9 protein-coding genes, 1 other RNA gene, 2 pseudogenes and 1 riboswitch are annotated in these 13,243 nt (G+C 68.2%); of the genes and pseudogenes, 8 read left to right on the forward strand and 4 right to left on the reverse strand.

Going from position 1 to position 13,243, the window contains the following annotated elements:
* Nucleotides 1-12: 12 nt before the first annotated feature.
* The gene (gene hemA / locus ACIDOCELLA78_RS99230) at nt 13-1,239 is read right to left on the reverse strand and encodes a 5-aminolevulinate synthase (protein WP_201727742.1); all 1,227 of its coding nucleotides are present in this window, start codon (nt 1,237-1,239) and stop codon (nt 13-15) included.
* A gap of 131 nt (nt 1,240-1,370) precedes the next feature.
* A complete protein-coding gene (gene thyX / locus ACIDOCELLA78_RS99235) occupies nt 1,371-2,303 on the reverse strand; it encodes an FAD-dependent thymidylate synthase (RefSeq protein ID WP_201727743.1) in 933 nt (310 codons plus the stop codon).
* A gap of 60 nt (nt 2,304-2,363) precedes the next feature.
* Between thyX and ssrA the strand changes: the two genes are divergently transcribed.
* Nucleotides 2,364-2,707, forward strand: a transfer-messenger RNA (tmRNA) gene (gene ssrA / locus ACIDOCELLA78_RS99240).
* A 367-nt stretch (nt 2,708-3,074) separates the two neighbouring features.
* Here the strand turns inward: ssrA and ACIDOCELLA78_RS99245 are convergent.
* The gene (locus ACIDOCELLA78_RS99245; RefSeq protein WP_201727744.1) at nt 3,075-3,506 is read right to left on the reverse strand and encodes a hypothetical protein; all 432 of its coding nucleotides are present in this window, start codon (nt 3,504-3,506) and stop codon (nt 3,075-3,077) included.
* Nucleotides 3,503-4,048: a ParA family protein gene (locus ACIDOCELLA78_RS99250; RefSeq protein WP_249675043.1), complete on the reverse strand. Its 546-nt coding sequence runs from the start codon at nt 4,046-4,048 to the stop codon at nt 3,503-3,505. Before ACIDOCELLA78_RS99250 ends, ACIDOCELLA78_RS99245 begins: the two co-directional genes overlap by 4 nt.
* Before the next feature lie 138 nt (nt 4,049-4,186).
* Here ACIDOCELLA78_RS99250 and ACIDOCELLA78_RS99255 point away from each other — a divergent pair.
* The 7 genes and pseudogenes from ACIDOCELLA78_RS99255 to ACIDOCELLA78_RS99285 all read left to right on the forward strand — a co-directional run bounded on the left by ACIDOCELLA78_RS99255 (nt 4,187) and on the right by ACIDOCELLA78_RS99285 (nt 13,117).
* Nucleotides 4,187-5,592 (forward strand): annotated as a pseudogene (locus tag ACIDOCELLA78_RS99255) (NAD(P)H-hydrate dehydratase).
* Between the two features lie 89 nt (nt 5,593-5,681).
* Nucleotides 5,682-5,861, forward strand: a complete 180-nt coding sequence (locus ACIDOCELLA78_RS99260; protein WP_201727745.1) for a hypothetical protein — start codon at nt 5,682-5,684, stop codon at nt 5,859-5,861.
* A 122-nt stretch (nt 5,862-5,983) separates the two neighbouring features.
* A riboswitch (glycine riboswitch) is annotated at nt 5,984-6,092 on the forward strand.
* A 146-nt stretch (nt 6,093-6,238) separates the two neighbouring features.
* The gene (gcvT, locus tag ACIDOCELLA78_RS99265) at nt 6,239-7,339 is read left to right on the forward strand and encodes a glycine cleavage system aminomethyltransferase GcvT (RefSeq protein WP_201727746.1); all 1,101 of its coding nucleotides are present in this window, start codon (nt 6,239-6,241) and stop codon (nt 7,337-7,339) included.
* Nucleotides 7,340-7,350: 11 nt separating this feature from the next.
* Entirely contained in the window at nt 7,351-7,725 is a 375-nt protein-coding gene (gene gcvH / locus ACIDOCELLA78_RS99270; protein WP_201727747.1) for a glycine cleavage system protein GcvH, read from the forward strand.
* Nucleotides 7,726-7,739: 14 nt separating this feature from the next.
* A pseudogene (gene gcvP, locus ACIDOCELLA78_RS99275) lies at nt 7,740-10,621 on the forward strand (aminomethyl-transferring glycine dehydrogenase).
* A gap of 91 nt (nt 10,622-10,712) precedes the next feature.
* Nucleotides 10,713-11,291, forward strand: coding sequence for a lipocalin family protein (locus tag ACIDOCELLA78_RS99280; protein WP_249675046.1), 579 nt, complete (start codon nt 10,713-10,715; stop codon nt 11,289-11,291).
* An 83-nt stretch (nt 11,292-11,374) separates the two neighbouring features.
* The gene (locus ACIDOCELLA78_RS99285; RefSeq protein ID WP_201727750.1) at nt 11,375-13,117 is read left to right on the forward strand and encodes a S49 family peptidase; all 1,743 of its coding nucleotides are present in this window, start codon (nt 11,375-11,377) and stop codon (nt 13,115-13,117) included.
* The last annotated feature ends 126 nt before the right edge of the window (nt 13,118-13,243 follow it).

Here is a 13,243-nt window from a genome sequence, read left to right on the forward strand (position 1 = left end):
TGCAAGATCGAATCAGGCCGCGGCCGTCGCCTGGTCTCCGGACAGGATGTGGCGCAGCGCCCGGACCAGTTCGTCCATCATTGCCTCGGTATGTTTCGGGCCGGGCGTAAATCGCAGCCTTTCTGTTCCGGCGGGCACCGTCGGGTAGTTGATCGGGGTCGCATACATGCCGAATTCGCGGATCAGCCGCATCGAGACCTCGGTTGCCCGTGCCGCGTTGCCGATCATCAGCGGGACGATGTGGCTTTCCGTCGACAAGCGCGGCAGGCCGGCCTGGTCGAATTTGGATTTCAGCAGGTTCGCCCGCTCGAACAGCGTATCGCGCCGGGCCTGATCCACCTTCAGCCGCCGGATCGAGGCGAGCGCCGCCGCAACGGTGGGCGGGGGCAGGGCGGTGGTGAAGATGAAGCCGGCGGCGACCGAACGGATATAGTCGATCACGCTGGCATCGCCGGCGATATAGCCGCCGTGGCAGCCATAGGCCTTGGCGAGCGTGCCCTCGATGATGGTGAGGCGGTGGGCGACGCCGTCGCGCTCGGAGACGCCGGCGCCGTGCGGACCATACATGCCGACGGCGTGAACCTCGTCGAGATAGGTGATGGCGTTGTATTTGTCGGCGAGGTCGCAGATCGCCCCGATCGGGGCGATGTCACCGTCCATCGAGTAGACGCTCTCGAAGGCGATCATCTTCGGCGCGTCAGCCGGCGCGGCCGCCAGCCTGGCCTCGAGATCGGCCAGGTCGTTATGGGCGAAGACATGCACCGTCGCCGCCTTGCCGCCCTTGATGCCGACGATCATCGAATTGTGGTTCTGCGCGTCGGAAAACACGTGCCAACCGGGCATGGAGTTGAGGATCGCGGTCAGCGTCGCCTGGTTCGAGACATAGCCCGAGGTGAAGAGCAGGGCGGCATCCTTGCCATGCAACGCGGCAAGCTCCGCCTCCAGCGCGACATGGATCGGCGAGGAGCCGGCGATGTTGCGGGTGCCGCCGGCGCCGGCGCCCATCGTGCGCGCGGCCTCGATCGAGGCTTCGATCACCTCCGGGTCGGTGCCCATGGCCAGATAGTCGTTCGAGGACCAGACCAGGATGTCCTGGGTGTGGCCTTCCATCGTCACCTTGTAATACGGAAAGCGGTCGGCCAGCTTTTCCAGCGCGACGAACCGGCGATAGCGCCCGGCGGCGCGGATGTCGGCCAGGGCCTTGTCGCATTGGGCGATGAACGGATGGTCGCGATTCATACGGTGCTCCTCGCAGTCCCTCGGGGCGATGCCGTGTCCGCGCCCGGATTGCATGTCATTGCGCGGAAAGTTGCGCGTCTCGTCAAGGACATAAGTTCAAACAGCCGAAATATTTCGTAAAAAGGCGTCGGTCAGATCGGCCCGGGCGGGGCGAGGGCGGCCATCATCTCGTCCCATTCGCGTTTCGAGAGGCCGGATTGCGGCTGATCAACCGGTTCGCCGGCCAGCATCCGGCGCAGGACGGCCAGCATCGTCGCCGAGAAGCTTGCCGCCCCCATGCGGTATTCCTCGAACGCCCGGCAACTCGCCGGAACCCATGCGCGGGCGATGTCGAGGATGGCCTCGGCATAGGCGCGGATCTCGTACTGGGCGTGCGGATCGGCGCGCAGCGAGAGGAAGTGGAAGAGGTTGTGCAGGTCGGTCTTCCAGTACCACTGGGTATAGGTGTTGAGCGTCAGATTCATCCGGGCGAGTTCCCGCGCGAGGCCGCGGCGGGAGGGGTCGGCGCCGCCCTCGTTCAGCATGTGTTCGTAATGCGTATAGTTCCGCCCGGCATCCGCGCGCAGCATGGCGAGCACCTCGGCCGCCTCGTCGCCCTCGAGCAGATCGCCGCGGCCCTGGCGGTTGCTGGCTGACTGCGCGGCGAGATTGGCCGGGGAGGGGATGTAGAATTCCCGGTCCATCACCGAATAGCGGGCGGAGTATTCGTTGACGTTCGCGGTGCGATGGCGGATCCACTGGCGCGCCACGAAGATCGGCAGCTTCACGTGCAGCTTGATCTCGCACATTTCGAAGGGTGTGGAATGCCGGTGGCGCATGAGGTAGCGGATCAGCCCCTCGTCCTCGCTCACCTTGCGGGTGCCCCGGCCGTAGGAGACGCGCGCCGCCTGAACCACCGCGGCATCGTCGCCCATATAGTCGATGACGCGAACGAATCCGTGATCGAGCACGGGCATCGCACTGAAGAGCATGGCCTCGAGCGCCGGCACGGTGGCGCGGCGGGTCGGCGCGGTTTCGGCGCGCGCGGCCTCGATCTCGGTGCGGTCGGAATCGCTGAGCGGCATGGCGGCAGTCCCTGGTTGAGCGATCCTCCTATGCCCGCCGGCGGCCAGGGGCAAGAAGGGGCTCTTTCACAGACGATGGACCTCGCCTATATAGGCAGTGTCGGGGTCACCGACTATGGCGATAAACGATGCGTGGAATAAACGTAGTGGACCCGGGGGCAGTACCCGGCGCCTCCACCAGTTTCCCCGCCGGTCCGGTTCGCATTGCGCAAATCGAACTGCCGGCGGATCAACGGGGGCGAAACAGGCTCGACACGCGTGGTAAAGACCCATCTTTCGCTCGGCATGGTTCCGCCGTCATCGGGCCGTATCACAAGTGCCAACGATAACTTCGAGGCGCTCGCTATCGCTGCATAAGCGATAAGCGCGGCACGGGGGGCGCCGGGCAACAGAAGCCCCCCACCTTGTCACTGTCTCGGATGGGACAAAAAAAGCGGCCGGTCTTTGACCGGCCGGCATCATTTAGATGCTAACTAAAGAGGCTCCCTAAACTTGGCGGCTGGCGTCCGAACCATCGTTCCTGCGCACGACCCACGTTCGTTTGCGGTTTCCGAAAACATCGTAACGCCACAGTCATTAAATGACCGAGAATCATGACGCGGGCAAGACCCTTTCGTGTCGCATGGGGGTCATTGAAAGAAAAAATGTGTTACATGATGTGAGAAGCGGGCGAAGATTGCGAAGTGTTGCGCGGGCTGGCTTCGCCAAAGGAGTGCTCTACCGGATGCGGCGGCCTCCGCTCGCTCACCGCTTCGTCAAGTCGTTGAATTTTCACTGCCCTGTCACGGCGATGACCAGGATGATGAAGGCCAGGAGAAGATTGGCGGCGATCAGCCGGTTGATCCGGCCGATGCCTGTCGCCAGCACCTCCGCATCGTTCTTCGCCATGGATTCGTCATGCAATGGCAGCAATCCGAAGCGGAGAACGAGCGTCAGGACCGCCATCACGATTCCGAGAGACTGCATCGCGTCGACCGTCCAGCTCCAGTCGCGGGGCGGTCCGAGTTCGGCGAAGGCGAGTCCCCAGCCGGATGCGAGGGTCAACGCCATGGCGGGGATCGTTGCGGAAAACTGCCTGCGCCACGCGGCGCCGTCGCGGCGCCCCGCCACCAGAAGGGCGAGCAGCAATCCACTCCATGCGGCAAAGCCACCGATGTGAGCCAGTCGTAGCGCTGAAATTGCCGCGAGGCCGGGCTCGCTCACGACAGGAGTGCGCGCAGCCGTTCGGCGGCGGCCATGATTTCCTGGCCGGCGAGGGTTGCGGGCGTGGTTTCGGCGATGCCGAGACCGTCGGCGAAACTGTTGGCGTAGGCGGCCCGGTTGCCCAGCGCCGTATCGAGCAGTTGAAGCCGCCGCGCGGTGATTTCCGCTTCGAGGCGCCGCCGCAGTCTCGATGCGGCAGGCGCCCGATTGAACATCAGCGCCACCGGCCGGCGTTCCTCGGTCGCCAGGGTCAGCGTGCCCTCGGCGGCCCATAGATCGGGCGGCGTGGGGTTCAGCGGGATCAGCACGAGATCCGCGCCGCGGATGGCGCGCCGCGCGTTGGAATCGAGGACCGGCGGCGTGTCGATCAACACGAGATCACAACTGCCGCGCAAGCTTTCCAGCGCGTTGCCCAGCCGCCATCCGGAAACCGACTCGACGGCGAGATCGGCCCTCGCCCTGGGATTGGCTGCCCGCAGCCGTCCCCAGGCGCCGAGGGTTCCCTGCGGGTCGATATCGAGCAGGCCGACGCGTGCGCCCATGCGAGGGCAACGCCGAGCTGCGCTGCAAGCATCGTCTTGCCCGCGCCGCCCTTCTGTTGCGCTACCGCGATCACCCGCGCCATCGACACCTCCTGTTCCACTTCGGGAGACTAGCAAACGCCGCGCTTTCTGTCTCACATGGGCGCCATGGACGCATTGTATTCTCCATCGGACATGGCCCGTATCGATGCCGCCGCGCCGTGTTGCGGCGTGAGCGGTATCGCGCTCATGGAAAATGCCGGGGCCGCGGTGGCGCGGATCATCCGGCGGCGCTTCAGTCCGGGCCGGGTGCTTGTTCTGGCCGGGCCGGGGAATAATGGCGGCGATGGGTATGTCGCCGCGCGTCATCTGGCGCAGTGGGGCTGGCCGGTGGTTGTCGCGCCCGTTGCGCCGCCAAGACCGGGCGGCGACGCGGCGGCGATGGCGGCGCTCTGGCGCGGCCCTGTCGTGCTGCCCGACCGCGCGCGGATCGGCGCCGCCGACATCGTCATCGATGCCGTGTTCGGCGCCGGATTGAAGAGGGATATCGACCCGGGCATCGCCGACCTCCTTGCCGCGGCGCGCCGCATCGTCGCGATCGACATGCCCAGCGGAGTCGATGGCGCAACCGGCCATGCGCGGGGGCGGCCCGCCCGGGCCGATCTCACGGTGACTTTCGAGGCGTTCAAGCCCGGGCATCTTCTCTATCCGGGGCGGGGGTTCTGCGGCGAGATCCTCCGCGCCGCGATCGGCATGCCCGCGGCGGCATTCGCAGCCGTCGAACCGAAAACCTGGCGCAACACGCCGGCGCTCTGGCGGCTCCCGCGCCCCGAAGCGACGGGCCACAAATATCGCCGTGGCCACCTGACGATCCTTGCGGGACCGATGGGCGGGGCGGCGATTCTGGCCGCGGCCGCGGCCCGGCGCGTGGGGGCGGGGCTGGTGACGCTGAACGGTGCCGGGCTGGGCGCGGTGCCGCCGGGCGTGATCGTCAGCCCGGCTCGGCCCGCAGACCTGCTCGCGGACCCGCGGCGGCGGGTGTGGCTGTGCGGTCCGGGCCTGGGCGTGGACGCGGCGGGCGCCATGCTGCGCTCTCTTCTCGACGCCGGGCGCACCGTCGTGGCCGATGCCGATGCGCTGACCTCGGCGGCCGGGGCGGCGGAGCGCCTGCGGGGCGTTGCCGCCATCACCCCGCATGACGGCGAGTTCGCCCGCCTGTTTCCCGATCTGACGCAAGACCGCCTGACCCGGGCCCGAATCGCCGCGGCGAGGGTGGGAGGGGTTGTTGTGCTGAAAGGGCCGGACACGGTGATCGCGGCGCCGGATGGACGCGCCGCGATCAACGACAATGCGCCGCCCTGGCTGGCGACCGCCGGATCGGGCGACACCCTGGCCGGCATCGTCGGCGGATTGCTGACGCAGGCATGGCGGCGTTCGAATCCTGCTGCGCCGCCGTCTGGCTGCATGGCGCCGCGGCATCGGCGGCGGGGGCGGGGCTCATCGCGGAGGATCTGGCGGAATACCTACCGATGGTTGCGGATGAAATAAAAAATTTCAAAAATTAAACAAAATCGGCCGGAAATGCAGCTTAAGATCGGTGGCGAGAAACGCTGCGTTAACTTATTCTTAAGTCATGTTGGTTATAGCACTTTGCATGATCAGTGCAGCGTCATTATCGGCCTTTGCGGCGCCGATCGGCCCGTCATCGCTGGAAATTCCGCCGCTCCGTGTGACCCCCGCTTCGCCGGCATCAAGCGAGCCCTCGGCGACGTCCCGCCCGTCTGCCGCGCCCTCGGGGGCGATGCGCGGCGCGTATCTCGACATCACCGTCTGACCCGGCTGGTTTTTCCGGTTCGCTTTCGGTTCGCATCTGTCCGGAAAACCCGGCAGGGTGCCAGCAAGCCGAAAAGCAGCGCTTGCGTTCCCCGCTGATCTGAGTTTACACAAGGCCATTCACTCCTCCATGCGGGAGAGAGCGGCGCTTCCGGGTCCATCCGGGTCGCGCCGCCGCCGAAGGCGCAACCGGCCCCCGGAAACGCTCAGGCAAAAGGACCGCAACGGAGCAAGGATCTCTGGAAAGCCGGCGCGATGCGCCGCACCGAAGGCGTAAGGCGCGGTTCACCCCGCGCCGAATCTCTCAGGTTCCGCGACAGAGGGGGGTCAGACTGGGCGGTTCTGCACCCGTCCGCTGGTGTCGCGGGAGATCTGGTCTTGGCCGATTCAGCATTGCTTACCGTGCCGCTCGATGCGCTGCATCGCAGCCTCGGCGCGCGAATGGTCGATTTCGCTGGTTACGACATGCCGGTGCAGTATGACGGCATCATCGCCGAACATCTGCATTGCCGGGCGCAGGCCGCGTTGTTCGATGTCTCGCATATGGGCCAGGCGGTGCTCGAAGGCCCCGATGCGGCGGCCGCGCTGGAACGTGTGGTGACCGGCGATATCAGGGGGCTGAAGCCGGGCCGCCAGCGCTATACGCTGCTGATGAACGCGCGGGGCGGGATTGTCGATGATCTGATGGTCGCCAATCTGGGCGATCGCCTGCTCCTTGTTCTGAATGCCGGGCGCAAGGATGTCGACGTCGCGCACATCCGCGCTCACCTCCCTGAAACCGTCGTGCTGACCACGCAATTCGACCGCGCCCTGCTCGCCCTGCAGGGGCCCGAGGCCGGCGCCGTTCTGGCCGCTCTCGCGCCGGACGCCGCGGCGATGCGCTTCATGGATGCGCGCGAGACGTCGGCGTCAGGCATTCCGGTCACGATCACCCGCTCGGGGTATACCGGTGAGGACGGGTTCGAGATCGGCCTGCCCGCGGCGGACGCCGAGACGCTGGCGCGCGCCCTTCTCGCCGATCCGCGGGTGAAGCCGGCCGGCCTCGGCGCGCGGGATTCGCTGCGGCTTGAGGCCGGGCTGCCGCTCTATGGCAACGATATCGACGAAACCCGGGACCCGATTTCCGCCGGGCTCGGCTTCGCCATCGGCAAGACGCGCAAGATGGGGTGGGATTTCCTGGGCGGCGATGCCGCGCGGGCGGTGCACGATGCCGGCCCGCGCGAACGCCTGGTCGGGCTTCGCGCCGACGGCCGGGCTCCGGTGCGCGCCGGCGCCGAACTCCGCGATGCCGCCGGGCAGCCGGTCGGGCGCATCACCTCGGGCACGTTCGGGCCGAGCGTCAACGGGCCTGTCGCGCTCGGGTATGTCCGCGCCGACTGCGCCGCGGATGGCTCGACCCTGATCGCCGGGCTGCGCGGCCGCGATATCGGCATGACCGTCGTGCCGCTGCCTTTCGTTCCGCATCGTTATCATCGCTGAAAGAGGACCAGATGACCGAGATCCGATTTTCCAAAGACCATGAATGGATCAGGCTCGACGGCGACGTCGCCACCGTGGGGATCACCGATCACGCGCAGTCGGCGCTCGGTGACGTCGTGTTCGTCGAACTGCCGGAGGCGGGGCGGCATGTCGATGCCGGCGAGGGCTGCGCGGTGGTGGAAAGCGTCAAGGCCGCGTCGGATGTCTACGCGCCGCTCTCCGGCACGGTGACCGAGGCGAACGGCGCGCTGGCCGACGAGCCGGGCATGGTCAACGCGCAGGCCGAATCCGGCGCCTGGTTCTTCCGCATGACCCTGGACGACCGCGCCGCCTTCGATGCCCTGCTGACCGCCGACGATTACCAGGCCTTTCTCGCAACGCTCTGACCGGAGCCGCCGCCATGCCGGATACCGCGCCCCAGACCATCGACGATTTTGCCGCCCTGCTGGCCGAGGAGCGCTTCGCCCTGCGCCATATCGGCCCCGGGCCGCCGAGCGCGCGGCGATGCTGCGCGCGCTGGGGGCTGCGGATCTCGACGCGCTGATCGCTCGCACCGTGCCGGAGACGATCCGCATCGCCGCGCCGCTCGACCTGCCGGCGGCGCTGACCGAGGGCGAGATCCTCGACGATCTGCGCCGCTACGCCGCGGGTAACGAGGTCAAGCGCAGCCTGATCGGGCTCGGCTATCACGGCACCGTCACGCCGCCGGTCATCCTGCGCAACGTGCTGGAAAATCCCGGCTGGTATACGGCCTATACGCCGTACCAGGCCGAGATCGCCCAGGGGCGGCTGGAGGCGCTGCTGAATTTCCAGACGATGATGGCGGAACTCGCCGGGCTCGACCTCGCCAATGCCTCGCTGCTCGACGAGGGCACGGCGGCGGCGGAGGGCGTCGCGCTCGCGCATGCGGTACACAAGGGCGGATCGACGGTGATCGCCGTCGCCGCCGACCTGCATCCGCAGAGCCGGGCGGTGATCGCCACCCGTGCCGCACCGCTCGGCTGGACGCTGGCCGATGTGGCGCCGGGGGATGCCGCCGCGATCGAGCGGACGAAGCCCTTCGCCGTGGTGCTGCAATACCCGGGGACGACCGGTGCCGTGCGCGACCTGTCGGACGAGATCGCGGCGGCGCATCGCGCCGGGGCGCTCGCCATCGTCGCGGCCGACCCGCTGGCGCTCACCCTGCTGCGGCCGCCGGGCGAGATGGGGGCGGATATCGTGCTCGGCTCGGCCCAGCGCTTCGGCGTGCCGATGGGCTTCGGCGGGCCGCACGCGGCCTTTTTCGCGACGCGCGATTCGCTGAAGCGGCACATGGCGGGCCGGCTGGTGGGCGTTTCGGTCGACGCGGCGGGGGAGGCCGCGCTGCGCCTCGCCTTGCAGACGCGCGAGCAGCATATCAGGCGCGAGAAGGCGACCTCGAATATCTGCACCGCGCAGGTGCTGCTGGCGGTGATCGCCGGGTTCTATGGCGTGTGGCATGGGCCGGAAGGGCTGGCGCGGATCGCCCGGCGGGTGCATCTCGCGGCCAGGCTGCTCGCCGGCGCGGCGCGGGCGGCGGGGTTGCCGCTCCGGCACGACACGTTCTTCGACACGATCGCGATCGAGGCCGGCGCGGGGGCGGACGCGCTGACGCAGCGGGCGCTGCGCGCGGGGTTCAATCTGCGGCGCGTCGATGATGGCTGCGTCGCCATCGCGCTCGACGAGACGGTGACGGCGGCGGAGATCGCCGCTCTGGCCGGCGTGATCGGCGGCACGGCGGATGCCGCGGCCTCGCCGCTCGCCGCGCTGGCGCGGCAGAGCGCGTTCATGAATGCGCCCGTATTCCACGCGCATCGCTCGGAGCATGCGATGCTGCGCTATCTCAAGCAGCTCGAGGACAAGGACGTCGCGCTCAACCGCAGCATGATCCCGCTCGGCTCCTGCACGATGAAGCTGAACGCGACGGCGGAGATGATCCCGATCACCTGGCGCGCCTTCGCCGACATCCACCCCTTCGCGCCGATCGAGCAGACCCGGGGCTACCGGGCGCTGATCGCCCGGCTGTCGGACGATCTCGCGCGGATCACCGGCTTCGCCGCGGTCTCGTTGCAGCCGAATTCCGGCGCCCAGGGGGAATATGCCGGGCTGCTCGCGATTCGCGCCTTTCATGCGGCGCGCGGCGAGGAGCATCGCGACATCTGCCTGATCCCGTCCTCGGCGCATGGCACCAACCCGGCCTCGGCGACGATGGCGGGCTATCGGGTGGTGGTGGTCGGCTGCGACCGGGCGGGGAATATCGACCTCGCCGACCTGGAGGCGAAGATCGCCGCGCATGCGGGGAAGCTCGCCGCGCTGATGATCACCTATCCCTCGACCCATGGCGTGTTCGAGGCGAGCGTGCGGGATATCTGCGCGCGCGTGCACGCGGCGGGCGGGCAGGTCTATATGGATGGGGCGAACATGAACGCGCAGGTGGGGCTGACCTCGCCGGCGGCGATCGGCGCCGATGTCTGCCATCTCAACCTGCACAAGACCTTCTGCATTCCGCATGGCGGCGGCGGGCCCGGCGTGGGGCCGATCGCGGTGGCGGCGCATCTCGCGCCGCATCTGCCCAACCATCCGCTGCGGCCGGATGCCGGGCCCTCGACCGGCTATGGGCCGGTGAGTGCCGCGCCGTTCGGCTCGGCGTCCATCCTGCCGATCCCCTACGCCTATATCCGCATGATGGGGCCGGACGGGCTGCGCGAGGCGACGGCGGTGGCGATTCTCAACGCCAACTACATCGCCCATCGGCTCGCGCCGCATTACCCGATCCTCTATACCGACGCGAACGGCATGGTGGCGCATGAATGCATCATCGATTGCCGGCACTTCCAGGCCGAGGCGGGCGTGCTGGTCGAGGATATCGCCAAGCGGTTGCAGGATTACGGGTTCCATGCGCCGACCATGTCCTGGCCGGTGCCGGGCACGCTGATGATCGAGCCGACCGAAAGCGAGACGAAGGCGGAACTCGACCGGTTTTGCGAGGCGATGATCGCGATCCGCGGCGAGATCGCCGATGTCGCGGCCGGCGCGCTCGACCGGGCGGACAACCCGCTGAAGAACGCGCCGCATACCGCGGCCGAGGTGATGGCGGCGGCGTGGACGCACGGCTATGGCCGCGACCGCGCCGCCTTCCCGCTGCCGTATCTGCGCGCCGCGAAATACTGGCCGCCGGTCAAGCGGGTGGACAACGTGTATGGCGACCGTAACCTCGTGTGCTCCTGCGCGCCGCTTTCGGCCTATGCCGAGGCGGCGGACTGAGCCGGGCGCGGTTTCGGAAAACCGGGGCGGGACCACATCCAGGGCTGTGCGGGGAGCGTAATCCCGGCATGGCCCTGAATGGAGACCCATCATGATGACACTCGCCCGCCGCTCGCTGCTCGCGGCAGCCCCGGCGCTGCTCGCCGGCTGCACCTTCGACACCAGCCCCTATCCCCTGCCGCCGCTGCGCCATGCGCGCGTCGATCTCGACCGGTTCATGGGGCGCTGGTACATCATCGGCCATATCCCGTATTTCGCCGAGGCCGGATATGTCGGCGCCAATGCGGTCTATACGCGCCGGCCCGACGGGGCGATCGATGACCAGTATAACGCCTATCCCGGGAGCTTTGCCGCGAAACGGTTCCGGTTCACCTCGGTCGACGAGGTGGAGCCGGGGACGGACAATGCGGTCTGGCGCGTCACCCTGCTGAACGGAATGATCGGCGTGCCGTATGTGATCATGCATGTCGAGCCCGATTATTCGGTGTTTCTCGGCGGGTTTCCGAACCGTTCGCTGGGCTGGATATTCGCGCGCGCGCCGCGGATGGACGCGGCGACCTATCGCGCGATGCTCGACCGTTTCTATCGCCAGGGCTACGACGCGCGGCGGTTCCGGCGCGTCGCGCAGTTTCCCGACCAGATCGGCCAGCCCGGCTTCGAGCGCGTCTGAACGGCGGGGACATGGCGTTTTTGGGGCCTTGCCGCTGACCCGATGCGTCGGCATATCAGGGTTCATGAGGTCGAGCGCCGCCCATGAGTGAGTTCGCCGCGCCGTTGCGCGGCCTGGCCAGGCTGCTGTGGCGGGTGGCGCGCGCGGCGGTGTTCGTGGTCGGGCTGGCGACGATCGCGCTGGCGGGCGCGGGGGCGTGGGGGCTTCACCGGCTGGCGCGCCAGACGGTCCGGCTGCCGGCGCATTTCGTGCTCACCCTCGATTTGCAGGATGCGCCGCCGGACGTGGCCGCATCGCCGGCGTTGCTGGCGCGGGCAACCGGCGCGCGCCCGACGCTCGAACAGACCATCGCGGCGATCGACCGTGCCGCCACCGATCCGCGGGTGCGCGGCATCGACATTCTGCTCGGCGGTGGGTGCTGCGGCCTGACCACGGCCGAGGAGTTGCATGACGCGCTCTCCCGCTTCCGGGCGGTTTCCCACCGGCAGGTGGTCGCCCGGGCCATGTCGTTCGACGGGGCGGCAGGGCTTGGCGCCTATGTCGTCGCCACGGCGGCAAACCGCATCGAGCTTTCCGATGCCGGCGATTTCGGGGTTACCGGCCTTGCCCTGCAAAGCCCGTTCGCGGCGGACCTGCTCAAGATGGCGGGGGTCGAGGCGCAGTTCGCCCATATCGGCAAATACAAGACCTATCCGGAATTGTTCACCCGATCGGGGCCCTCGGCCGCGGCGACCGAGATGATGAACAGCCTCGCCGGCTCGCTCTACGAGTCCGCGCTGGTGCCGATCGCGGCACGGTTGAAACGCAGCCCGGACCAGGTGAAGGCCCTGCTCGACCAGGCGCCGTTCAGCGCAGGACAGGCGAAGCAGGATGGGCTGGTCGACACCGTGCTGCCGCTTTCGGCCCAGATTGCCCATGTGCATGGCCTTCATGTGCGGCTCGCTCAGTATATCGCCGCGATGCGGTCCGCGCCGGCGGGCGCCCCCAAGGTGGCGCTGATCGTCGCGCATGGCGACATCAACGCGCCGGACGCACCGGAGCGGAGCGGCGGGATCGATCCGGGGCGCCTCGCGCATGAAATCGCGGTCGCGGTGGCCGACAAGTCGATCCGCGCGATCGTGCTGCGGCTCGACACGCCTGGCGGCACGGTGACCGGCTCGGCCATGGTTGGCGCCGAGGTCGCGCATGCCGCCAGTGTCCACAAGCCGCTGATCGTCTCGATGGGCGCGCTCGATGCATCGGGCGGCTACTGGATTTCGAGCCACGGCGCGGTGCTGGTGGCCGATCCGGCAACCCTGACCGGCTCGATCGGCGTGCTTGGCGGCAAGTTCAGCTTCGGTGGGCTTCTCGCCCGGCTGGGCGTCAACGTCAGCGCGGCCTCGCGCGGGGCGAACGCGCTGTTCGACAGCGCCGTGACGCCCTGGACGCCGGCGCAACTGGCCAGCCTGCAGGGGCAGCTCGATCTCGATTACCAGAAATTCATCGGCTGGGTCGCTGCCGGCCGCCGGATGAGCCCGGCGCAGGTCAATGCGGTGGGGCAGGGGCGGGTTTGGACCGGCGCGCAGGCCCGCAGCCGAGGCCTGGTCGACCGGCTCGGTGGATATCACGCAGCCTTCATGGCCGCGCGCGCCTTGCTCCATCTGCCGGCGGGCGCCCCGCTCGACATCGTGCCAGGCAATGCGCAACCGGGGCTCGGCGTGCTCATCGCCTCTCTGGCGCGGCGCGCGAGCCCCCTCGGCGTTGCCGAATTGCCAGAGCCCCTGCGCGGGCTTCTCGCGCTCACGCGGCTGCATCGGCTGTCAATGATACCGGTCGAATTCCGGTAGGGCCGCGAGTCGGCCTTCCATTAACAAACGGTTAATCAAAATCCACCCTTTCGCCGCAAATCTGGAACAAAACAGAAACACATCGAATTGACGGGTGGCGAAGTCCTCCGCGTCACTGGCGATTCC

Source organism: Acidocella sp. C78 (genome assembly GCF_907164655.1).